22 protein-coding genes are annotated in these 24,188 nt (G+C 41.5%); 20 read left to right on the top strand and 2 right to left on the bottom strand.

Annotated elements, in window-relative coordinates; all coding sequences use genetic code 11:
* The first annotated feature begins 41 nt into the window (after positions 1–41).
* The 9 genes from murQ to AC1D7X_RS13665 all read left to right on the top strand — a co-directional run bounded on the left by murQ (position 42) and on the right by AC1D7X_RS13665 (position 9,865).
* Positions 42–956 carry an N-acetylmuramic acid 6-phosphate etherase gene (gene murQ, locus AC1D7X_RS13705; RefSeq protein ID WP_495457332.1) on the top strand — a complete coding sequence of 305 codons (915 nt, stop codon included), beginning with the start codon at positions 42–44 and terminating at the stop codon, positions 954–956.
* A gap of 59 nt (positions 957–1,015) precedes the next feature.
* Positions 1,016–2,461, top strand: coding sequence for an ABC transporter substrate-binding protein (locus tag AC1D7X_RS13700; RefSeq protein WP_495457331.1), 1,446 nt, complete (start codon positions 1,016–1,018; stop codon positions 2,459–2,461).
* 88 nt (positions 2,462–2,549) lie between these two features.
* Positions 2,550–3,485 (top strand): carbohydrate ABC transporter permease, encoded by a 936-nt coding sequence (locus AC1D7X_RS13695; protein ID WP_495457353.1) that lies wholly within the window; start codon positions 2,550–2,552, stop codon positions 3,483–3,485.
* Between the two features lie 18 nt (positions 3,486–3,503).
* Positions 3,504–4,364 (top strand): carbohydrate ABC transporter permease, encoded by an 861-nt coding sequence (locus AC1D7X_RS13690; RefSeq protein ID WP_495457330.1) that lies wholly within the window; start codon positions 3,504–3,506, stop codon positions 4,362–4,364.
* A 58-nt stretch (positions 4,365–4,422) separates the two neighbouring features.
* Positions 4,423–5,391, top strand: coding sequence for a GNAT family N-acetyltransferase (locus AC1D7X_RS13685; protein WP_495475442.1), 969 nt, complete (start codon positions 4,423–4,425; stop codon positions 5,389–5,391).
* Positions 5,391–6,095 carry a PIG-L deacetylase family protein gene (locus AC1D7X_RS13680; protein ID WP_495457328.1) on the top strand — a complete coding sequence of 235 codons (705 nt, stop codon included), beginning with the start codon at positions 5,391–5,393 and terminating at the stop codon, positions 6,093–6,095. The genes AC1D7X_RS13685 and AC1D7X_RS13680 overlap by 1 nt, the downstream gene beginning before the upstream one ends.
* 108 nt (positions 6,096–6,203) lie before the next feature.
* The gene (locus AC1D7X_RS13675) at positions 6,204–7,343 is read left to right on the top strand and encodes an exo-beta-N-acetylmuramidase NamZ family protein (protein ID WP_495475441.1); all 1,140 of its coding nucleotides are present in this window, start codon (positions 6,204–6,206) and stop codon (positions 7,341–7,343) included.
* 15 nt (positions 7,344–7,358) lie between these two features.
* Positions 7,359–8,918 carry a glycoside hydrolase family 3 protein gene (locus AC1D7X_RS13670; RefSeq protein ID WP_495457326.1) on the top strand — a complete coding sequence of 520 codons (1,560 nt, stop codon included), beginning with the start codon at positions 7,359–7,361 and terminating at the stop codon, positions 8,916–8,918.
* Between the two features lie 26 nt (positions 8,919–8,944).
* A complete protein-coding gene (locus AC1D7X_RS13665) occupies positions 8,945–9,865 on the top strand; it encodes an N-acetylglucosamine kinase (protein ID WP_495475440.1) in 921 nt (306 codons plus the stop codon).
* Between the two features lie 273 nt (positions 9,866–10,138).
* Here the strand turns inward: AC1D7X_RS13665 and AC1D7X_RS13660 are convergent, their stop codons facing one another.
* Both AC1D7X_RS13660 and AC1D7X_RS13655 read right to left on the bottom strand, forming a co-directional pair.
* Entirely contained in the window at positions 10,139–10,840 is a 702-nt protein-coding gene (locus AC1D7X_RS13660; RefSeq protein WP_495475439.1) for a zf-HC2 domain-containing protein, read from the bottom strand.
* 4 nt (positions 10,841–10,844) lie between these two features.
* The gene (locus tag AC1D7X_RS13655) at positions 10,845–11,324 is read right to left on the bottom strand and encodes an RNA polymerase sigma factor (protein WP_495475438.1); all 480 of its coding nucleotides are present in this window, start codon (positions 11,322–11,324) and stop codon (positions 10,845–10,847) included.
* Positions 11,325–11,555: 231 nt separating this feature from the next.
* Between AC1D7X_RS13655 and AC1D7X_RS13650 the strand changes: the two genes are divergently transcribed.
* The 11 genes from AC1D7X_RS13650 to AC1D7X_RS13600 all read left to right on the top strand — a co-directional run bounded on the left by AC1D7X_RS13650 (position 11,556) and on the right by AC1D7X_RS13600 (position 24,090).
* Positions 11,556–13,208, top strand: a complete 1,653-nt coding sequence (locus AC1D7X_RS13650; protein ID WP_495475437.1) for a copper amine oxidase N-terminal domain-containing protein — start codon at positions 11,556–11,558, stop codon at positions 13,206–13,208.
* Positions 13,209–13,573: 365 nt separating this feature from the next.
* Positions 13,574–14,011 (top strand): copper amine oxidase N-terminal domain-containing protein, encoded by a 438-nt coding sequence (locus AC1D7X_RS13645; RefSeq protein ID WP_495475436.1) that lies wholly within the window; start codon positions 13,574–13,576, stop codon positions 14,009–14,011.
* Between the two features lie 63 nt (positions 14,012–14,074).
* On the top strand, positions 14,075–14,287 hold the full coding sequence (locus tag AC1D7X_RS13640) for a hypothetical protein (RefSeq protein ID WP_495475435.1): 213 nt from the start codon (positions 14,075–14,077) through the stop codon (positions 14,285–14,287).
* 21 nt (positions 14,288–14,308) lie between these two features.
* Positions 14,309–15,100, top strand: coding sequence for a copper amine oxidase N-terminal domain-containing protein (locus AC1D7X_RS13635; RefSeq protein WP_495475434.1), 792 nt, complete (start codon positions 14,309–14,311; stop codon positions 15,098–15,100).
* A gap of 321 nt (positions 15,101–15,421) precedes the next feature.
* A complete protein-coding gene (locus AC1D7X_RS13630) occupies positions 15,422–16,690 on the top strand; it encodes a hypothetical protein (RefSeq protein ID WP_495475433.1) in 1,269 nt (422 codons plus the stop codon).
* 49 nt (positions 16,691–16,739) lie between these two features.
* Positions 16,740–17,009 carry a hypothetical protein gene (locus AC1D7X_RS13625; protein ID WP_495475432.1) on the top strand — a complete coding sequence of 90 codons (270 nt, stop codon included), beginning with the start codon at positions 16,740–16,742 and terminating at the stop codon, positions 17,007–17,009.
* A 530-nt stretch (positions 17,010–17,539) separates the two neighbouring features.
* Positions 17,540–18,298 carry a hypothetical protein gene (locus AC1D7X_RS13620; RefSeq protein ID WP_495475431.1) on the top strand — a complete coding sequence of 253 codons (759 nt, stop codon included), beginning with the start codon at positions 17,540–17,542 and terminating at the stop codon, positions 18,296–18,298.
* A gap of 49 nt (positions 18,299–18,347) precedes the next feature.
* Positions 18,348–19,589: a hypothetical protein gene (locus AC1D7X_RS13615; protein WP_495475430.1), complete on the top strand. Its 1,242-nt coding sequence runs from the start codon at positions 18,348–18,350 to the stop codon at positions 19,587–19,589.
* 477 nt (positions 19,590–20,066) lie between these two features.
* Positions 20,067–20,945, top strand: a complete 879-nt coding sequence (locus AC1D7X_RS13610; RefSeq protein WP_495475429.1) for an ABC transporter ATP-binding protein — start codon at positions 20,067–20,069, stop codon at positions 20,943–20,945.
* Positions 20,946–21,007: 62 nt separating this feature from the next.
* Positions 21,008–23,401: a M1 aminopeptidase family protein gene (locus AC1D7X_RS13605; protein WP_495475428.1), complete on the top strand. Its 2,394-nt coding sequence runs from the start codon at positions 21,008–21,010 to the stop codon at positions 23,399–23,401.
* On the top strand, positions 23,398–24,090 hold the full coding sequence (locus AC1D7X_RS13600) for a hypothetical protein (RefSeq protein ID WP_495475427.1): 693 nt from the start codon (positions 23,398–23,400) through the stop codon (positions 24,088–24,090). The genes AC1D7X_RS13605 and AC1D7X_RS13600 overlap by 4 nt, the downstream gene beginning before the upstream one ends.
* The last annotated feature ends 98 nt before the right edge of the window (positions 24,091–24,188 follow it).

Genomic DNA, 24,188 nt, shown 5'->3' with positions numbered 1-24,188 from the left:
AATTAACTATCGCAATTTAATATGTTGAAGGAGGTTGGCTAATGGATCAGTATCTCGCGGGATTGATTACAGAAGGAATTAATCCTGAAACACTGATGATCGATGAATGTACGACTGAGGAAATGCTACAACTTATGAATCAACAGGATTCTAAGGTGCCTGCAGCGGTTGGAAAAGTAATTCCACAAATCACCCAAGCCGTTGATATTTTACATCGTGTCCTTAAGAATGGTGGCAGAATGTTTTATGTTGGGGCTGGTACCTCAGGAAGATTAGGTGTGCTTGATGCATCAGAATGTCCGCCTACCTTCGGGATTGATCCTGTTCTAGCACAAGGATATATTGCTGGTGGTGATTCGGCTCTAAGAACGGCTGTTGAGGGATTTGAAGATAATGCAGAGGAAGGAATAGCGCTAATCGAGCGGTGTGGGGTTACTTCTGAGGATGCAGTTATTGGAATATCTTCAAGTGGAAGCGCTTTATTTGTTATTGCGAGCCTGATCAAAGCCAAAGAGATCGGTGCCGCAACCATCGGTTTAGTGAATAACGAGAATTCTAAATTTGAAGGTGTCTGTGATGTATGTATTGCTCCAGTAGTTGGACCAGAAGTAATTATGGGTTCTACAAGATTGAAGGCAGGTACTGCTCAGAAGCTGGTTCTTAATATGTTATCTACGGCTACGATGGTGAAACTTGGGAAGACGTATAACAACCTTATGGTGGATTTAAGAGCAAGTAATATCAAGTTAGTTGATCGCTCGGTTCGCATGATTGAGGCTGCAACGGGTGAGAATTCTACAACAGCCAAACAATATTTAGAGAAGGCATCGATGAATTGCAAACTTGCGATTATGATGATCAAAACTGGATTGGATGCAGAGATGGCAGATCTAGCATTGGAGCGAAGTGAAGGCAATTTGAAAAAAGCAATTCGTACGTTCAGCACAGTGATGTAGTCTAATCATCATTATTCGAAGTGTAATCATGTAGTTAACCTTGAGGGGGGCTTATTATTATGAGTAGAAAAGTTCGGATTTTTTCATCACTTTTGGTTGCAACTATGGCATTGACGACAATGACAGCATGTGGAAGCTCATCGAATAACGCAGGTTCTAATCAAGGTAACACTTCAGGATCAGGAACAACGACAACTGTGGCAAAAGATACGATTACAGCTCTACTACCACCCGTTTCGGGTCATTTCCAAGAAAACTTTGCACAAATGGAGAAGGAATTTACGGCTTTATATCCTAATCTGACTTTAAAAATAGAGCCTGCAAGTTGGGAAGATATGACGCAAAAGCTAGACACGCAGGTCAATGCGGGCAGTCCTCCAGATATTGCTTTCATCGGTTCAGATGGAATCTCTAAATATATGGATCAAGGAATGTTAATGGACATAACGGATACAGTAACGCCAGAAATGATAGCGGATTATGATGAGAAGCCACTTGAATATATGAAACGAGCAGATGGTCTTTATGGATTGCCAGGCTATATGGAAGTTCATGCATTAGGTGGTAATAAAGCATTTCTAGAAGAAGCGGGAATTGATTGGAAAAGTGTTCAGCAAAAAGGTTGGACTTATGAGGAATTCCGTGAAGCTATCAAGAAAGGTGTAGTTAAGGATGGAAGTAAGACTTCTCGTTACGGATTCGTATTTGCAACTGCGGGTGTTGCATCGAAAGATTACTTAACCATACTAATCAAAAACGCAGGGATGCCGGCCGCCTTTAATAAAGATTTGAAATTCGCTTACACGAGCAAAAATTATTTGGAAGTATTAAAAGCAGTTCGTGAATTGATTGATGATGGTTCAATGCCTAAAGAGCTCAGCTCGGTTGATGCAGGTAAACGTTGGAATATGTTCCTTACAGGTCAAACTATGATCACAGGAAAAGGCCTAGCTACTTTTGAGAATAACGTTAATCAGAATAATGAGAAGATCAAAGCCAATGATGGTAGTGCTGTTGCAGAAAGTATTGAAGCTCAGTATATTGTCTTGCCAGTTCCTACTTTCTTAGGAGAAGAAGCCATGGCGAGTACGGTTGTTGATGGATATGTCACATTCCGCGGCAAGAAAGAACCTACAGCTGAGCATAAAGATAATGTTGTGAAAGCAGCTTATTTCTTAGCTAGCGGTAAGGTTGCCGCAACGACTAACAATGATCTCTTCGCAGCACATATTACGAAGAGTGGTAGAACAGCTGCAGAAAGTATGACGGTTGAAAGAAATCCAGATAATGTTGCAGCGGTAGAAGTTCTACTCTCTCATGCTACACCTGCTCGTCCAGATATCCCAGCAGATTTAGGGGCAAAAGCAATCAAACTTGAAGATGAAGTGATTGTACCTAAATTACAAGCGTTACTTGCGGACGAGATTACACCTGAAGCAATGTATGAGGCTGTTAAAAAAGCAGCCATTAAAGAATTTGGTGAAGACGGCATTGTAGTAGATTAGGATATTGAATCGGATCGTCGTATGACCCTACACGACGATCCGGTATATGTTCACAAGAGATGTTGTTGATAAAAAGGGGGGGTGCATGATGATTCAATCAGCAAAACCAATAAAAAAACAAAACGTATTCAGAAAACAACCAAAAAGGATGAAATGGATAAAAGCTGATGAAGGTTGGGCATATGCATTTATTGCAGTGGCTTTAGTTACATTTGCATTATTTACAGCGTACCCTGTGGTCAGCGCCTTTATCATCAGTTTTCAGGATTACAAACCGTTGGGCTCCACTTTTGTAGGGCTGGATAATTATATTAGTTCATTAACGGACTCCTTGTTTTGGAAATCAATAAAGAATACGGTCGTGTATACCATTTTAACGGTTCCGGTGGCTTTATTTATTTCGTTTGCTGTTGCTGTACTGGTTCTACCCTTGAGAAAATGGATGCAGACAACCTTTAAAGCGATCTATTACCTTCCAGCTGTTGTTTCCGGTGTTTCATTATCAGTCGTTTGGCTGTGGATCTATGATCCGATGACAACGGGAATCTTCAACAAACTTTTGGCTTTAATCGGAGTAGAGAACCAGAACTGGTTAGGCTCTAGTAGTACATCAATGCTTTCTTTAGTTATTATGGCGTGGTTATCTAGTCATGGTACAAGTATCATCATCTACATCGCGGGATTATTGGGCATAGATGAAACTTACTATGAAGCTGCCGAGATTGATGGAGCAAATTTCTTTCATAAAATATGGTACATAGTCCTTCCTTGTATGAAACCGACGACGTTATTTCTGTTAGTAACAGGCGTCATTGGTTCGTTCCAAGTATTTCAAAATGCGTACTTAATGACAGGTGGAGGTCCCGACAATTCTACAACGATGGTGGGATTGCTCATCTTTAATAACGCATTTAAATATTTTGAATTCGGTGAAGCAGCAGCTCAATCCTTAATATTAGCGCTGATAATTGCGGTAATAGCATTTATCCAATTTAAGTTTATGGGCAATGATGTAGAGTATTAAAAGAGAGGAGGAGCAGATATGTCATTATATAACAATCATACCGGGAATAAAGCAGTAAAGAATGTCAGAAATGGTGTGATCATCGCTGCACTGTTACTCTTCGCATTGGCGACGTTATTCCCAATTTATTTTATGATTATTTCTTCCTTAGGAGATCCTGTCGAAGCTGGCGCAATGAGTTATTCTTTATTCCCTACCAAAATATCTTTGGATTCCTATAAGTTCTTCTTTAATTACAGTGAGTATTCCTACAGATGGCTTTTAAACTCTCTCATTGTGGCAACAAGTGTCATGATATCAAATGTACTTTTTGCTAGTCTCGCGGGATATGCATTTGCCAAAGTTAAATTTAGAGGCAGTAAGCTATTGTTTGCATTACTTCTCGTTGCCATGATGATTCCATATCAGGTTACGCAGGTGCCTTTGTACATCCTTATCGTAAATACGTTTCATATTCAGAATACCTATAAAGCGTTGATCCTACCAGGACTAGTAACGGTATATAATATTTTTCTTGCCAAACAGTTTATGACATCCATTCCGAAAGAAATACTCGAATGTGCCAAGATTGAGGGGTGTAATCAGTTTCAGATCTTTACTAGAATCATTCTTCCGTTGTCCAAGACCATATTGGCTGTTATGGCGATTCTCACCTTTATGGAAAGTTGGAATACGTTCTTCTGGCCATTCCTTGTTACGAATACGATGGATATGCAGACCATTCAGGTTGGATTGAAGAACTTTAAATTTGCAAATACGACTTACTTCGCACCAATGATGGCGGGTGCAACCATATCTGCTCTTCCTATGTTTATCCTCTTTTTCAGCTTACAAAAATATTTTTTAGAAGGTGTTACTGTTGGTGCGGTCAAAGGATAATATGACGAATTCATAGGGGAGATATCTTACTAGACCTACTAGGTTGGAGGTAACGATCATGATTAAGTCTTGGGACAATCAGTATATGGATGAAGTTCTCACTTTGTGGAACAGGGAAGCCGTGCAAGATGGGTATAAGGAGCTTACGGAGTGTAGCTTCGCGGAGATCTTCTTGTCTAATCCTTATTTTGATAAGGAAACAACATTTGTTCTATTGGAATCTGATCTAGTAAAAGGCTTCGCCTGTGGATGTACAGGGGACGATCTACCCTTAGGAGATGTGGCAGGATATATCACCTGTATCATTCTATCCGATGACTACATAACGGATGAAAACTATAAGTTGATGTTAGATGCTTTAGAGCATCGCTTTCAGTATTTAGGGAAACAGCAGGCTGATGTATTGTTCTTCAATCCGATGTTATTACCATGGATTATACCAGACACACCGGGTCATGAGCATAACAATGCACCTGGCGTACCTATTGATAGTTCGCTATTTACGTTTCTATTAAATCAAGGATACATAGATCGTTCGAGAGAGTGCGCCATGTATATGAATCTAGCTGATTTCTACATTCCAGAAGATGTGAAAGCCAAGGAAGCAAAGGTAATTACCGAAGGATATCGAGTGGAAGAATTCGATCTAGAAAGGCATACCGGAATGGAAGATATGTTAGCCGGATTGGATAATTCCTTATGGAATACACAAATTCCTAAATATATGGCAGAAGGCGTTCCAATAGTAGTTGCCGCTTATGAAGGGAATGTCGTGGGATTCGCTGGTCCAGTCATCCGTCAGGATAATGGAAGAGCATTTTTTGCCGGAATTGGGGTACATCCCAAGCATGAGGGACATGGTCTAGGTAGCATTCTTTTCTTCAAAATGTGTGAAGCATTCCAGAATATCGATACCGTATATATGTCTCTGTTTACTGGAAGAAACAATCCTGCCAAGCGTATTTACGAGAAGGCTGGGTTTCGACACGCTAAAGAATTTTCTGTCATGAGAAGGGAGCTTAAATGATGAGTGAATCCAAAATTACGATCTTAGCTATTGGTGGACATGTGGGAGATGCTGAACTAACGGCAGGAGGTGTATTAGCAAGTCACGCTCTTAAGGGTGATCGTATTGTGACGTTAGCACTGACCGCAGGTGAACGTGGTGTTCCGGCAGGAAGAGATATGGCTGAGTATCGTGTGCAGAAGGTGAATGAGGCTAAGGCTTTTGCAGAGATGTTGGGTGGAGAATCCATCGTATTCGATATTCCGGACGGAGAACTACAAGATAATCAGGAAATGCGTCTTCGCGTGTGTGATGTTATTCGTGAGGTGAAGCCGAATATTATTATCACACACTTTAAGAACAGCATGCACAAGGATCATATGACGACACATCTCATTGTTAATGATGCACGCTTTTTTGCTGGCTTAGCATCATTCGAAAGGGAAAAACCTGCGTTCTTTGCATCCAAACTATATTATGCGGAGAACTGGGAGGATGCCGTGGATTATAAACCTTATGTGTATGTGGATTTCTCCCAAGAAGCTTATGATCTATGGATTAAGGCCGTGTCTCAGCACTGGTTCGTCACAGGAAGTAAGTCCTTTCCTTACTTGGAATATTACAAACACTTATCCAGAGTTCGCGGTATTGAAGCTCGGAAAGAATATGCAGAGACGTTCATGATTCCAGAAGAAACGATGCGTGTACTTAGAACTGAATTATAGAGAGGTTGTTCAAAAAGTCACGAACTTATAGATGGCATAGGGAATGACTGTAACAATAACTTGTTACAGTCATTTGCCGAATCATACTCTAATTGGTCGGAGGGCGCTATGATCCAAAACGGTATTGACTGTATTGAACAGTATACTCACTTATTCCAAGGGAAGCGGCTGGGGCTGATTACAGCACCAACGGGATTAAACAACGATTTTGTATCCACGATTGAAATTCTGCACGAGAATTTCAATCTAGCCGCCTTGTTCTCACCAGAGCATGGGGTACGCGGGGATTTAGATGCAGGGGCTCTAGTAGAAACTTATCTAGATCCTATGACGGGTGTGCCTGTACATAGCCTGTATCGTAAGGATTCCAAGCGATTAACTCAGGAAATGTTGGATGAGGTAGATCTTATCGTATACGATATTCAGGATGTGGGAGTACGCTATTATACCTATATCTATACGATGCTCTATGCTCTGGAAGACTGTGCTAAAGCGGGTAAAGAATTTGTCGTTCTCGACCGAATGAATCCGCTAGATGGTTTGACGGTAGAAGGAAATATCCTAAAGCAGGGCTATCAATCTTTTGTCGGCAACTATCCTCTTAGTGTTCGTTATGGGTTGACTGCCGGCGAGGTAGCTATAATGGCCAACGACCAGATGAAGTGGAATTGTGAACTGAATGTGGTGCGGTGCGAAGGCTGGGAGAGGAAGATGCAATTCCCTGAAACCGGACGAATCTGGGTACAGCCATCTATGGGTATTCCACGGTTTGAATCAGCCCTTCTGTATAGCGGTACTTGCATATTTGAAGGGACGAATCTATCTGAGGGTAGAGGAACGACCTTTCCTTTTGAGATCATAGGTGCACCTTTTATTCAAAGTGAGCAACTTGCGAATGAAATGAATGCATTGAGAATCCCGGGGGTGTTGTTCCGTCCTGTATTTTTCAAACCTGCATTTTCAAAACATCAAGGAGAACTTTGCGGGGGAGTACAGCTTTATATAACTAATTCTCGGAGCTTTCACGCTGTGGCGACGGGTGTTACGCTAATGTATACCATTAAGCATCTATACGATGAATTTGCCTTCTTGCCACCTGTGAAGGAAAACGCTAGACCTTTTATTGATCTGTTGTGTGGGGATAAGTTGTATCGTGACGATTCTCTAGATCTATCGAACCTTCTGGAGCAATTCCGTCTGGAAAGTCTTGAATTTACAGAGATCAAACAGCAATATCATCTGTACTAAAGGAGAAGAGGTCGCATGAATCATCTATCATTGAGAGAAAAGATTGGTCAACTCATCGTAACCGGATTTCCAGAACAGACCATAACGGATGATCTAAGACATTTAATCACGGATTATAAAATCGGAAATGTGATATTGTTCTCCCACAATGTAGCGAATAAGGTTCAACTTCAGGAATTATGTGGAGAGATACAATCGTTGATAAAGGACAGTACAGGATATGATGCTCTGATATCTATCGATCAAGAAGGGGGTAGGGTGACGCGTTTACCTGAGGATGCAGTCAATATTCCTGGTGCTATGGCGATAGCTTCAACGGGACGTCCGGAAAATGCTTATACCGCAGGACGCATTACGGCTCGTGAATTACGTGTGTTAGGTATTAATCATAATCTGGCTCCTGTGCTGGACATTAATAATAATAAATTGAATCCAGTAATTAACGTGCGATCTTATGGTGATACAGCAGACATTGTGGAAGAATACGGTGTGCAAATGATGAAGGGGTTACAGGACGAGGACGGAGGAGTGCTAGCATCCATCAAGCATTTTCCTGGTCATGGTGACACAGCTGTTGATTCCCATCTAGGGCTACCCGTGATAGATAAGTCTCTAGAGGAATTGATGAGTTTGGAGCTGCAGCCTTTTATTACCGCGATTGAAAACGGAGCGGAATGTATCACGAGTGCGCATATTCTATTTCCCTCGATTGAAAAAGAGAGAGTACCTGCGACTATGTCTAGAACTATCATCACGGATTTGTTGAAAAATAAATTGGGTTATGATGGACTTGTCATCTCCGATTGTTTAGAGATGGATGCGATCCAACAATATTATGGTACGGCTCAAGGGGCATTTGCCGCGTTAAATGCAGGGGTGCACATGATCTATATCAGCCATACACCTTCGCTTGTCATAGAAACAGTGGAATTAATAGAGTGTGCTGTACAGTCTGGACAACTGCCAATGAGCATCATAGATGAAGCAGTGGAAAAGGTACTCTATTATAAGAAGAAATATGGTAACGCATCGGGATCGGACTTGTCTATCGTAGGTTGTGCAACGCATCGTCGCGCCATTGCAGCCATGAGTCTAGAAAGTATTTGCCATGTTCGAGGTGAATTGCTAACGATTGAGCCAAATGACAAAGATGCTGTATTTGTAGGGAGTTATGCCTATCGTTCAACGATGGCTTCTAGTAGTGTAAATACAGAGCTCTCATTCCCAGAAGCGATGTCTACTGCCTTTTCTACTGCATCTCAGATGATCAATATTAATCCTGACCAAGATGAAATTCAACAAACGCTAAACCATGTGCGGGGATATTCAAAGGTCATTGTGGGTCTTTTTAATGGGATTCGTAATACCGGTCAATTAGAACTCGTACATCAATTGTACGCTGAAGGCCATCAGGTTATGGCTATAGCTCTCGGAAGTCCATATGATCTGGATAAGCTTCCTGGAGAACTATGCGGATTAGTGGCTTTTGAATATACACCCTTAGTATTTGACTCATTAGTACAAATCTTGAGCGGCACTATTGCACCGTCCGGTATATTGAGTACAGCGTTGTAATTACAGGAATAAGGAAGTGATCATGGATGAGATATGTTGCAGGGTGGGATGGTGGCGGTACCAAAACTGCGGTGACCATTGCCGACGAGACTGGATTCGTAGTGCATTCCTTTACATCTGGTGCTATTAACTATAATGGACATGACGAAGCTAGTGTTCGCCAGAGCATACAAGAGATTTGCACAACCATTTCAAGTGTATGCGGTGGATTGGAGCATTGTGTACAGATTTGTATTGGTGCGGCTGGTGTTAGTCATCCTACGGTTATTTCACGTTTAGAAGCCGAAGTTAGAGCGTGTGGGTATCAGGGAGGGTTGACTATTACGGGCGATCACGAAACGAGCCTTTACGGTGCGCAAGAACAATTACATGGGTTGATACTAATCGCTGGTACGGGATCTATCTGTTATGGGAAGAATGAATCCGGAAGTTCTCATCGCACGGGTGGATTCGGTCACCTCATTGATGATGAGGGTAGCGGGTATAGTATGGGAAGAGACGTACTTACGGCCGTAGTTCAGGCGCATGATGGTCGAATACCACAAACTGAAATCACTAGATTGGTGTATAAGCAACTTCAAGTGGAGAATGTACAGCAGATTATCAAGTTTGTGTATGATAAGACTACCAATAAAAAAGACATTGCAGCTTTGGCACCGATCGTGTCGGAAGCATGCGCATTAGGTGATGCAGCTGCACTATCGATTGCTAACCAAAGCGCTTCCTCATTGTGTGAATTGGTAGTACCAGTCGTTGAAAAGCTAGCGCTTCAAAAAGGAACCCTCGCTATGGCGGGTAGTGTATTACTCAATGCTACCTGTGTGCGGACTGCTTTTGAAGAAATGCTGAACCAACGCTATTCCGACTTGGAATGTATTATTGCTAAAAAAGATGCAGCGAGTGGTGCGGTCTTAATGGCAATGAATCAGTTGAATGCTACTCATTAGATTCTAAGCATAGATGTAGGATGCCGCTACGATAACGGATTGTCCTTACGATCGCTGTTGCCCTCAGATTTCTTGATTGTATAACCCCTATAGCGGTTGAAATCCGATGGCAAAGGCGAACGCTTACGCTTCTTCAGGACAATTCCGCTATCTTCGCTGCTTCGAATAGTATTCTTAGTTTTCTGCAAGTATGGATTTTCGCTTCAAGGCATCCTTTACACAATCTATTTGTGAAGGAAATGATAATTTTACGAAGGATTACTCTGAATAGTATTAATTCAGATCTGTGAAGTAAGCTTCAGTTTCATCGCTTGCTGGAGGTAACTCCATACCCTTTTTCCAGACTAGAATAGGATCATCTGAAGTTCCGATATATAAGGCTTTAATCTCTGCATTAGCACCATATTTTTCTCGATAGTAGTGTGTTTCAATCTCACCAAAGGTATTGTACGTATTTTGAAGGCCAATATCGAATTTTGATTTAGTTTTGATGATTGGTCGTAATGGCGTCCAATAGAAATCTCCGTTTTCATCCATAACAAATTTGGCTCTATCTAATTCATAACCATCTGATAATTTTAAATGATACACAATTCTACCATCTGATAATTTACTAACCTCAGAAACTTCAACAACGTCAGAGGACACTTTCATAATATCCCATTGAAAAAGCACCATACCACCAATTATGGCAATGGACAGAAGAGTTGCCCCTATTAGACCTTTGACAAACGCCTTTAATTTGGCACGTTTCCATGAGAATGCAATACCTTTTAATGCATGACTATCACTGTAATTCTGTTCAACAACGTCTTCAGGTAAGGTGACATCTGCCTTAATTGAATCTAACTCTGTCTGACAACGATGACATTCTGCGAGATGCTCCTCAACGATTGCGGCACTTTCTTTACTACACACCTCATCACCATACAAGGGTAGTAAATCTTTAATAATTTCACACGAAATTTGCCCCATGACACTATTCCTCCTTTATTAGGTCTTGTACTTTTCTTTTAGCACGGTGGAAGGTAACCCTTGACCAACTTTCGGTTCTTTCAAATATCTGACTGATTTGCGCAAAAGACAATTCCCCAAACACCCTTAACGTAAACACTTCTCTATAAGGCTCATCAAGGCAATGTAATGCCTTATGAATTCGGAAAATTTCTTCCTTCTTGAGTAGCGTATCTTCGATACAATGATCACTTGCAGATTCAGGTGAATCATTTGTTGTAAAACGCTTTTGCTTATCAAGGTGGGAAAAGTATGTATTTTTGGCGATTTGGCATAGCCATACATTGATTTTGCAGTTTCCTTTAAATTGATGAATGCTGTTCAATGCTTTGAAAAATGTTTCCTGTGTAATCTCTTCAGCGACTGTTGGATCTCTGCTTATAGACAATACAAATCGATAAACATCTTTGAAATATTGATTGTATATATTCTCGAAATCCGTCACATTCTCACCTCCGTCGTATATAAGACTTGTATGTGGTGCATTTGTTACAATATTTTTTGTTTATAAAGGGACAGTGTTGAAACGTGAACCATTCGAGAATATGAACTATCTGTAAAAATTTCAATTAGCAAGATGATCATAGGATAACACAATCGTGATTATTTGGAAGTAATTGCAACTTATTGAGATAGCTTACGTTTATTAATCATGACTACAAAGGAGTGAATATGTTTGAAAAAACTTGTATTGGCATTTGCAACGCTCGGTATAATAACGTTCGGTTCTATATCCTACGGTTCTACATCTTATGGTGCTGAACCTATAACAATCATGGTTAAAAACAAACCAATCCAGACTGATATGGCTCCAGTTGTTGAGAAGGGTAGGGTCTTGATCCCGATTCGTGCGGTATCTGAATCTCTAGGTGCCTCTGTAGCTTGGGATCAAAAGAAGAATACTGCAACGATTAGCAAGTGGTCAGAGAAGCTAAAACTTACTGTGGGACAAAAGAAGGCATTCCTTGAAGGAAGACTAGATTCATCTGGTGAGATTCCACTGGACGTTTCTGTGAAAGTCGTAAAAAATCGTGTTTACGTACCTTTGCGATTTCTATCGGAAGTGTATGGTTATAAGGTAGATTGGACAAATAATACCGTCTCCATCCGTTCACCACTAGACAATGAACAGCAGAAGACACTTTATAAAGGTGATCTTGCCGCGGCTAGAAAATTTGCAATGTCTTCGTATTGGAATTCACAGAAAACTCATTATGAAAATACCCCGCATGAACATGAAGTTTATGACACTACATTTATGTTTCCCGAAGGGGAGGCACTCAGATTTTTCGTAATTGACAGCGGCGAAACCATTTCTTTTATGGAATATAAGGAAGATTTCCTCATCGTAACCTGGCAGGCTCATCTGAAAACCGTCGGGGAGGATGGCATTCAGAGCCTTTTTGAAGACAAACTAAAGGATAAAACTGGGCATACACCTTCCATAAAAAAAGCCTTTTTGTATCACGGTTCAGGCATATCTGGTGATTCGGGATGGGAAAGCAATGGGGTCATTGATTTGAACGGTAAGGAAACACAAACGGGGTACGAAAGGTATGTTGGTTCAGAGGTTATGAATTCTACCGGGTTATTTTCCCTGACTATGGAAGGTGAGGTTCGTAAAGAGATTGTGAATATTTTTGACTCCATGCTTTATTATGCTTCAGAAGATATTGTGAATGTAAAAGTCACTGATAAACAAATTGTTTGGAAAACTGGAGATGTAGTACTTATCGCAGAGATCTCTAAGGCGGAGGGAGAACAAGCTCACGAAGCCAAAACAGTGATAGGCTCTATAAAGATTGAAAGTAGTAGCGGAAATTATACAATCAATTTAGATAAGAAACCCTTAGGCATTCATTCAGCAGCTTTATCTGAAAACAGGCAGTTAGCCATTCATGTGAGGGACCATGAAGGGTCTAGATTAATTGTATTGGATCTCCTTAGCGGAGAACAAGTTGTCCTTAATAAATTTAATCTGACAGATCAAGCAATGGTAAGTGAAAAGACTGATAGTTACAATTGGTCGCCTGATGGAAAAAAGCTTGCTTTTGGAATTGGTGACATTGGATCAAGTTATATTGCGGTATACGATACTGAAAGTAAAGCCTTTTCTGAAATATCCAGTAAAGATTATAGACTCATAACTTCTGTTGCATGGCATAAGGACGGTCTAGGTTTCGACTTTTTAAGCAAATCAGATGATCTTCTGGAATCATCGATTCTTTATCGCTATTCTGTTGACAATCATTCAATCAAAAAGATAGGGATTCTCTCTGAAAGTGAACAATCATTATTAACAAAGTTCTTACCGACAGAAATAGAATAAATAAGAAATTAATTGCAGGATGAGTTGGGGCAATAAGGCCCTCCCCTCATCCTGTTCATTTTATTAAGAATCGGCGACAGTCTAGCGTTGCTGGATTCTTCAAACCGGATTTAATGGAAAGTAAAAAAATCCTAATCCAGCTCAAACCAGGGGATTTTTGACTGCTACGTTTTGGGATTATTAAGTTGGTGTTGACATCTATTATGCTACTGGCAGAATTGCTAGAAGAGTTTGATGTTAAGAGTAGATCAAATCTTCGAATGGTTAGCTTGGGGTGTAGGATAACACAATCATGATTATTGGAAGTAATTGCAACTTATTAAGATGCCTTGCGTTTATTAATCGTGACTAAAAAAGGTGTGAATATGTTGAAGAACCTTGTATTGGCATTCGCAACACTCGGTATAATAACGTTCGGGTCTATATCCTACGGTTCTACATCTTATGGTGCTGAACCTATAACAATCATGGTTAAAAATAAACCAATCCAGACCGATACGGCTCCAATTGTTGAAAAGGGCCGAGTCTTGATACCGATTCGTGTAGTATCTGAATCTCTAGGTGCCTCTGTAGCTTGGGATCAAAAAAGCAATACTACAACGATTAGCAAGTGGTCAGAGAAGCTAAAACTTACCGTGGGACAAAAGAAGGCATTCGTTGAAGGAAGACTGAATTCATCGGGGGAGATTCCACTGGATGTTTCTGTGAAAGTCGTAAAACATCGTGTTTATGTTCCTTTGAGATTTCTATCCGAAGAGTATGGTTATAAGGTAGATTGGACAAATAATACCGTCTCCATCTAATCACCACTTAGTAATGAACAGCAGAAGTTTTTCGTAATCGACGGCAATGAAACAATATCTCTTATGGAATATAAGGATGATTTCCTTGTTGCAACATGGCAGGCTCATATTAAAAACGACGGGGAGGATGCTAGTCAGAGCCTTTTCGAAAACTCACTAAAGGATAAAATAGGGCCAACACCTTCAATAAAAATAGCTTTCTTGTATCAGGGTTCAGGTATCTTTGGTGATTCGGGATGGAAAAGCAATGGAATAATTGATTTGGAAGGTAAATAAAAGAAGGTAGGTGCACGTAATATGAAGCGAACAATGATTATGTTTTGCATTATAATGTTGTCTTTTTCAATGTTCTCCCTATCAGCAAGTGCCTCTAGTAAATTTAAATCTACAGAGGTTAATTCGACAATACTATTAAAAATCAATCAATTTTATGTTGTATACACTGCTCCTTTAGCTCCCTATATTGATCAAAATAATCGGTTAATGGTCCCTTTGCGTAGCTTATCTGATTTATTGTCTGCAGAAGTAACTTATGATGCTGTAAACAAAGTGGCTTTGATTTCAAGGAAAAATGATACCTTAAAAATGACTATTGGCTTAAATGATATCGAAATAAATGGTGTTCACTCCATGATGGATACGATTCCTACCTTGATTAAGGGAAGCATGTTCATTCCATTAAGCGTAATTACTAGAGCCTTCCACACGGATACGAATTTTGATCAAGCCAAAAGTCTTGTAAGTCTAAAGGTTGATCCAGCTTATTTACCTTCCGGAATAGTTAGTGATGAATTACATTTTTTATCGAATAAAATAAATCCTGATGTCAGACCCGCCTCAACAGCTATCGTAACTAAAAATCAGGGTGTACCCCTTGCTAACGTTCGTTTGACTATCATTAATGATGCTTCAACAACTTTAAGTGATAAGGGTTACTTGCATTTTTACGTTCAAGACTCACATTTCGGTTATTTTGATATTCATAATGAAGCCATAACGAAACCAGGTGGCAGGTTTTCAGTTCAAACAACCAATACAATTCTTTCAGATTCACTTAGATATATTCTGGTTGGTGCCTATAACGATTAATTAAGCGGCGATCGCTCCACGGTATTCTACCGGGGAGTGGCCGCCTATTTTTTTTCTGGAACCGTTCTTTGTTACCGTAAAGGGATAATACCACCACTTAATTTATTGGTTTATTATTCCAATTTAATAAAGATGTCTTGTAATACGAAACTTTCTTGCCCTTTACCGGATTTCTTTGGTATATGAATTACCTTCGCTTCATAGTCATCTCACGGATTCTTTTTCCCCATTTATACCGTTGGCCGTTGGTACCCTACCAGTCCTAGCTTATCCGACACTTATATGTTTCTATCATACTCTTGTAGAAGTGAGGTCCTTTGCGTGAACTTAATATTAAAAGCATTAATTGATTCTACAAAACAAAAATTCGGATTAGATAACTATGATTTACATAGACACACGTTTTATCGAAACCTAAACATCATTAATGAAACGGAATATACATTATGTATGGAGTGGTTCCCTACTCATATCACTGAACAAGAGGATGAAGGTTACAATCCAGTTGGAACAGCAGTAATTAATATTAACGTGAATAATGGCTTGTATGAAAGTGTTATTTTTGTTGGAGGGAAGTCTTATGCAAGCGGGAATACATTAAAAGTGCTAGATAAGATTGAAATTATAAAATGGATTGAAAATGAAACAGGACTGATATACGGAACACACTTTCATCTGACAAAAGATGGAGAAAGGGAATATCGATTTCAAGAATGTATGGGTCGTATTCCGGTCTCGCCATCTGGGAATATCACAATCAAATTCGATGAAGAAGGGAAGCTGACTAAATTTAATAAGTACGGTCAGTTCCTTTCTAAAGAATGGGTGACTGGAGAGACGTATTCACTTTCTCTTGGAGATATAGAAGAGTTGGCGAAGTCACAATTGAAACTTATTGAAATACCTGCATTCGATCAAAAGGTGTTAATCCTCGCATACGGGTTGGAAGAAATCTATGTTACAAATGATAATAAATCAACGGTACCTTTTGAATTCAACGTAAATACAAAGTCGTATATAGCAATAGACAGCATCATGAATTGGACTACTTCGAACGAGCAACTGTTTGAAAGAAAGATAGTAAATTGGATTGAAGATGTCACAATCGAACAGGCATTTTCTAAGGAACCGCACCCTGATTCATTTCCGTTAACCAAGCTTGAGCAAGAGAAGAGTATTCATGCTGTCATAGATTTTTTACGCCAAGTATATCCTAATGATGCGGAAAAATGGACACTGAGAACCTTACATCGTGACAAAGGAAATATCCATGCAACGTTGAAAGTCGATAAACAAGACAATCGCGTATCCCAAAGAAAGCTTAAGATCATCATTGATGAAGAGAGATTTGAAGCCATTAATTATATGGATAACGAGCCTTTATTGGAAACATTCCATCAATTTCAAGCGGCTGATGAAATAACGATTAATAGAGAAGAGGCATTTGAACAAATCAGAGAATGGATTACTTTGGAACCTTACTATGTTTGGGATTCTGAACAACAGCGATACATCCTATGTGGATTACTAGACTGTAATTACGTTGTGAATGCATCCAATGGCGAAGTGATTTCATTAAATGACTTTTAGTTTTCAATTCAGGGGAACACTATCACCATCTTGAGAAGGCGGTGGTACTATGAAGTTTTCCTACATAATGTTATTTGTTTTATTGTTAAAGTTACAAGGTGTGCTGATAAATTCCAATAGTGAAGAGCAAGGCGAGTTCGAACGTGAACCATTTGAGAAGTCGTACCATCAGTATGGATATAAATCTATCGATATTTCGCTAAAAGAATGTGAACAGCTCTTTAATAAATCCATTCATCTACCTGCCAAAGTCCCCGCAATTGCATTTACCCATCAGTTCGCTAGGTGTAATGATCTAGATGGTAACATGAATGGGTAATGTAGTAACAGGAGCAGAATTAGTGGAGATAGCGGAATCACTTTGAAAGGGATCAATATACGAACAGGTAGATTTGCTCAGAATAAAATGTTGAACTTTATCATTCAATAAAGCGTTAAGTAAATATAGAATGCTTAAACAAGTACTCTTGATAACATGTTGTTGAGGCATGGGGGGAGTTCAATCATGAAGAAAGTATTTTGCACGACTAGTGTTATTCTTTTCTCAGTAAAGAAGAACTGGATGCGGAGATCACCGCTATTGTAGGCGATAAGTTGTGGATATCTGATGAGAGAAAGACAATTGTCATTCATTATATATTGAATAAATCTATGGAATGGGTGGTTCAAAACGTGAATGTAAATGACCCCGTCATTCGTGTGATATCACGTATAGTACAGTAAGGCTGCTAGATTCTTCGGCAATCTTTTTTTGAAACTTACGAGCAATTTAGTGAGATTGAAATCTACTGAAACTTTGAGGACAGCCAGATCGTCTATGAATTGAGGTGATGGAAATTGGTGGGAATAATGAAGCGGACGAGTAAGACACTATTTGTGCTTCTGATTATCCTGACAGTAACCGGGTGTGATGATGTAGGAGTGAGTATAAATTCTCAGATTAATGCGCTGAAATCAGTATTAAAGGGAGCACCACAACCATGTATGGAGGAAATCGAGTGGGTCGATTTTCTAATGATCAATAACATTAGGTATCATCAGAACGACGGGGAAACGAAGGAGGCAACTTCAAACCAACTTGGAGATAAGGTAGGTGAAGTCTCCTATATGCTCAGTGAACATGCCTGTACAGATCATGTGGAGAAGAATGGGGATGCGGCATTCCTTCCAATAGGTACCGATATATATGCTATGAAGGGTTACAAGATAGAGTTCCGTGTCATAGCTGACAACAAGATTTATGAAGTATCTGATAATCCAAATGCAGCTACAATAGGTGATTTATTGGACATTGACGGAAGAGTGGAGAAAGTAAGTCTAGAAAGCGGTATGGATGGAAGTCTGATCGGCGACTTTAGCATGGAAGCATCATCTGAATTCATTCAAGAATTACTACCGTTGTCACATGTTAGTTTCAATGAGGTCTATGAGAAAATAAAGCATGAAAATGGCATGTTTCTGCGCGTACACCTTCAGGATAGTACATCCTTTCGTTTGGTCTATTATCCAAAAGTTAATGCCTTTTCAGTAGGTGCATTCGGGACAGTAAGATTGAATGAGATCATTATGATTCAAAGGAAACAGATTAAAGCTGCGGCAGGATTGTAAAGTTAAAATAACTTCTGTATTTAAAAAAATGAAATGTGGTGTTTATCGTATGAGAAGAGTCTTTATAGTTCTAATGGTATGTGCTTGTTTAATTGCTTCTGGTGTTTTCCCAGTGCAATTGAGCTATGCGAAGAGTTCCGTTTCGGATTTTCCGATTGTGACCGAAGATGCAGCTGTGTTTTATCTGGTACCTCACCATTTAACTGCATCACTGAATAAATCATCTGTATCATTGGATTCTGTAACATTGAAAGCAGCACCGCTACTCAAGAAGAACGAGCAACTCTACTTTCCTTTCAAATGGCTGGAGACGGCGCATTTGGCGAAGGTCAAGTGGCAGGCAAAGACGGGAAGCTATTGGGCTGAGTTTAACTCTGAGAATCCTGCAAACTTTTCGTTCTTTCACTTGTTGCCGAACCAATCGAAGATTTACGTGGAGTCTAACGGATCACTCGAAGCGTTGGATGGAACGATTCCCTCGACGTTTACGAAAAACGGACAGTTGTACGTTCCGGTATCACTATTACCTAGGATGGGAGTTAATTATAGCTGGAGTAAAGGGGGCTTACATCTGACTTGGAACGATAAGGTCGTTAAGGTGATACAACCAACCTATACAACACAAGACAATACCATCACTTTCAGTGCATTAGCGCAAAAAGAATTCGGCCACGTGTATCTGTTGCAAAACATGGGGGACGGTGGGTTCACAAGTATGATAGGAGGGGGCATCAGTTCGATAACAGGCACTGAGAAAACAATCGGTGGGCCGATTATTGTAGGAGATAGAGAGTTTCGTCGGATTGAATATACCGTAGATCTTCGTCCAGGGGCGAATCCGTTTAAGATTTATACCAATTACATGGGATCTGCGGACATTGTCGTTCATCGAGAAGTATCGGACCCATCGTTGATTCCAATCTTGTATAATCACCCTGAATATAAGAAGGATATAAGCTTCACGAAACCGACGCAAGGATATCTTCGAATTCAAGCGGGGGAATCCATAGCTATCACAGGAATAGTTACGGATGATCAAATCCAGAGTAATGTAATCTCGTTCCAAGCATCCATGTTTCAGAGCGGAGATTATCATCTGATCGGGAAGAAGACAGTAGTTCCACTCGACAAGAACAAGGAATTCAGCGGTTCCGTCGTCATTCAGCAGCCGGGTACTTATTTAGTAAATATTTATAGTCCAGATGTGTTTGTGGGTGGGAGTTCGCCGTATGGCTCTGTCAAATGGGCTGAGATTGCGGTGGAAGTGCTACCTAAGGGCACAAAGAAGTAACTCAACATTCGGTGCGACCTAAACACTTGTTCAACGTTTGGGCTTTTGTTAGTGTGCGCCCAGCATGGGCGTTATTTCTAAGGTTCAAGTCCCGAATAGAATGGTGAAGGCAGTAAGTAGTAGCCATAGCTTAAGGCAAGGGTGTCTACTGTGAGGTGGAATCTGAAGGAAGCCAGCGTTGAGATAAATGAATCTCATATCGGGCGAACGTACGTTGGTTGAGGTCGCTAAACAAACTAAAGTCCTTACTGTCTAAGGCTTGCGAGAGTATATGGAGCAGATAGATTGAAATGTAAGTGTAATAAATGGTGGAATTTGTGTAAGGACACATCGAATAAATGTCATATTGGCAGCGCAAGGATACCTTTTAATAAAAAAATTACCTGTTTTTTAAACTTTTAGAAGTGAGTGTCGTTATACTGTTCGACAATCTACTCGTGCGCACGGTAGTTGGCCAAGTACGAATGGAGGCAGGTAATGATGCATGTAGTTATCCAGCAATTGTGCAAAAAATATGGCAGTAAACAATTACTGAACGGAATTAACCTGACATTGGGTACAGGTATTTTCGGCTTACTCGGTCCCAATGGGGCGGGAAAATCAACATTGATGCAAATATTGGCAACAGTAATACCGAAAACATCAGGGGATGTACAAATTGGACATTGCAAGCTTGGGCGGGATGAACGTGAAATTCGTGGCTTGCTTGGCTACCTGCCACAAGAGTTTGGCGTATATCGCAAGTTGACAGGCGCGGAATATCTCGATTATGTCGCGTCCATGAAGGGAATTACAAATGGAAAAGCCCGGAGGAAAGCAGTAGCCGAAATGCTGCGCCGAGTCAATCTGGAGGAGAAGCGCCATGTGCGTATAGGCAAATATTCTGGCGGGATGCGGCAGCGCATCGGTATTGCCCAGGCGTTGCTCGGTGATCCGCAGTTCATTATTGTGGACGAGCCTACGGCAGGGCTTGATCCCGAAGAACGCATGCGATTTCGTGATATGCTGACAGAGCTGGGTAAAGATCGTACTGTGCTACTGTCTACACATGTCGTCGCCGATATTGATAATAACTGTAATAGTATGGCGATTATGAGCGGAGGGCGTATCGTATTTCACGGTACGCAAGAACAATTGCTCCAGCGTGTGCAGGGACAAGTGTGGACGGTCCAAGTGGGTGATGAGAAGCTTGCAGAGCTCAAAGAAACTGCAGCCATCGTGACTGCAAAGCGTTCAGGAGCCGGCTATGAGGCGCGTGTTCTTGCTAGTTCTGTCCCATTACCTGGAGCAGTCCAGGCAAAGGCAGGACTTGAGGACGGATATATCGCGGTCATGAGAGCGGGGAATAGCCAATGAGCCTGATTCGCTATTACAAAACCGAGTGCAAGCTGCTGCTGCGTGGCCCAGGCTTGTATCTGATGCTGGCAACCGTGGTCGGCATCCTGTATTTGATGTTTCAGACCGCCGATGCCAAATTGGATCGTGCAGTATACGTGATGGATATTTCTGAGGTGTATTGCCTTGTAGCCATCATTATTTTGCCTTTGCTGGCAACAGCAATCGCACGGCGGGATGAAGAATGGAAGACAGCAACCATGATGACTACCTTTCCGTATCGAACATGGGAAATGGAGGCTGCACGTTTGCTCTGTGCTGTAACCCTTCCGTTAGCAGCTGCGCTCGTGCCGATGGGGGCTTATGTATGGTTGGTCGTAAATGATGGCATCTCATGGGGAATGCGTGAATGGTATACCTCTGCTGTATTAGCTTCCTTTGCCATCCCAATGTTATTTGCAACTGTAATTGCCTACTTAGTAGGTATCCTTATCCGCAAGCGATACAGTTACTTGATCAGCTTCGTCCTGTTGTTTAGCTTGGCAATTATTTTACCGGAATTTTTTAAGACCGATCGCCCTTCTTTTTCATTACCCCCTCATACGCAGATTTGGTTCGATTATTCACTAGTTAAATATATTGGTAAGTCTTACTCACGTATGTGGGGATTTATATATGATCCGGTATTTTGGCTGCATCGCGGCATGGTTGCAGCTTTAGCAGCAGGAATGGTCATGACTGTTCTACTTGTAGTATGTAGACGCAGGCGGGAACGGGTCAAGGCATGGCTGGTCTATCCCACGATGCTGATTCTAGGTGCAGCATTGTTATGGGAAGGTAGTGCTATGTACGGATACCTGCAAGAACGGGTCGATATTGCGGATGCCAATGAACGTTTCTATCGCGAACATCTTACTTCAACCAATGATATCACGCAACAGCGTGAATTGGAGCAACTGCTCGTTGCTGGAATTGCATCGGGTAAATATACGGAGGCGGATATTGAGGAAATGTCTCGGATCACCCTTAACACAAACGGGATTACCAGCAATCCGCTCTCGGTATCGCATATTAAAGATCTGCTTGTCGGAATGAAGTTCCATGATCTACACATTAACAGCTACAAGCTGGAGTTGGAATTACTTCCGCGACAGGGGTTAGAAATACAGGCGACGATGCAAGCAAGCAATGGACAAGCGGAGACGCTAGAGCGATTCCCAATCATGCTGCGACATATTTTTGACGTACAGGAACTGAAGGTGAACGGTGCTGATGCTGCCTATGAGTGGGAAGAGGCTACAGATGTACTTTGGATCAAGCCTGCTACGGATGTTATGCCAGGGGAGCATCTGGAGATCGAGATGACATATAGCGGTACCATAAATGATTGGCGGCATTATTATTCCGTCGCTCCTAGCAGGGATAGATGCGAGCAGATCGCTGTTGTCGACGATAACAGGATTTTCCTGCCAGCTTTCTATGGCTGGTACCCTGTTATCGGCAATAGCCGGCTATCGGAATTGCTTACCGATCACTACGAATGGGGGCGTCACGCTACAGATATTCTGGACACACAATTACCGCGCCCTATGGCGGGCTTTGAGGTTGCTATCACAGGGCCAAGTGGCTTGAAACTGTTCTCCAACGCCTCTGTCATTACTAGTAAGATGGCTGGAGAGAAGGGAGCGACCGTCACGCGCCTGGAGCTGGATGAAGCAAGCGGACTGACATTGTTTGGGGGCGATCTGCAGCTTGCAGAAGCGACAGCGGACGGCAAGACGTTGCGTCTGCTGGCATCTGGTCAATTGCCTGACCGTTCTGTCGAAGAAGCAGCACAGTTCGCAGCCAGGCATTACGCCCAAGCAGCGCGTACTTTGAAAATGTTGGATGGAGAAGCTGCAACGAGCTTTCCCCAGACGGTTACTATGGCGCTTGCCGATTATCCGTATTATAGTTTGAATATGGTGAGTATGAGCACCCTGGGCATGGTAGATGCAGCAGTTGGAGGTCCGGAAGCTCGCGATATCCACTTTTTGTCTACGTTGTCTGAGTTAAGTTATTTTGGGGCGGAAATTGATCGAGGGAAGAATGGGAACATCCAACTGAGAACGGGGCAATACTGGCTTGATTACAGTGCCAAACGTAGAGAGATTAGAAATGCGAGAATGTTAAATTTAAACGCCGAATATATACTGAACAACTTTTTTCAGGCTTATAACGAGCTCAAGCTGGTCGGAGGGGAACTGCCAGATCGATTGTTCGAACCTGTTAGCAGCTATTTTTTGAACAGTACACCGAATCAGGTTTATGACCTTATGAATACCATATACAGCCAGTACGGTATTGAAAGTGTCTACGATGTCATCAAGCTTGTCTATGACAGTATTGGCACAGAGCAGCTAATCGAGGACAGCGATGAACAAATGGAAGAGCTTCTGCGAGGCTATTTGCAAAGGAAAACGGAGGGAGGAAAATGAAGGTCACCCTCATTCTTTTGTCCCGTGCAAAATATGCATGGCGCATACTATGGGGCGGCTACTTGCTAGCTATAGCTATTATTGCGGCGCTGATAGCAGCTAATTGCCTCATGCTGCCAGAGTTGTTACCATCTACAGGTTTTTATCAAGTCAAATTGGTTTATATTTTTATTCTGCCTTTACTTTCGATTGCTTTAAGTGCGGCCTTGTTCTCCGATGATTTCAATGAGGGTACTTTTGCCCACCATTTCAGCTATCCATATTCACAATTACTTGTGTTCGCCGAGCGAGGAGCGATCGCTGCGCTATTGCTTGTTATCTATGAAGCAGCGTTGCTCTGGACAATTGACCGCTGGGCGATCCCTTTAAGTACGGCACAACTAGCGTACATAATCACACATAGCCTCAGTGTGAATATGTTTGTTGGTGGTCTGGCGGCATTGGGCAGTCTGCTAGGGCGCAATATGGCTGTCGGGCTAGGAGTGGGGGCAACGGTGTGGCTGCTGGAGTATTTTATGTCTAGTATGCCGCTCAATCGTTACTATTTATTTCAAGCTGTCTGGCCGGTGAGCCGATTCGCAGATAAATCGCACAACGCTATCGCATTATTTGTGGCAGCTGGAATACTATTTTTCTGCTGTTTACTTCTATTGGGGAAAGGCAGAGGTTGGCTCGTGTGCAGGCAATAGTGACGAGCGAGGAAGGAGGAAGTCAAGTGGACAGCAGGGCTGTTGTTACGGATGAGCAACTGCTCGCGCAATACAAACAAGGGAATACAGCCGTGCTG

This window comes from Paenibacillus sp. Y568 (genome assembly GCF_059445545.1).
Note: the sequence above shows the minus strand (reverse complement) of the source record. Positions and strands in the feature narration are given on the sequence as shown.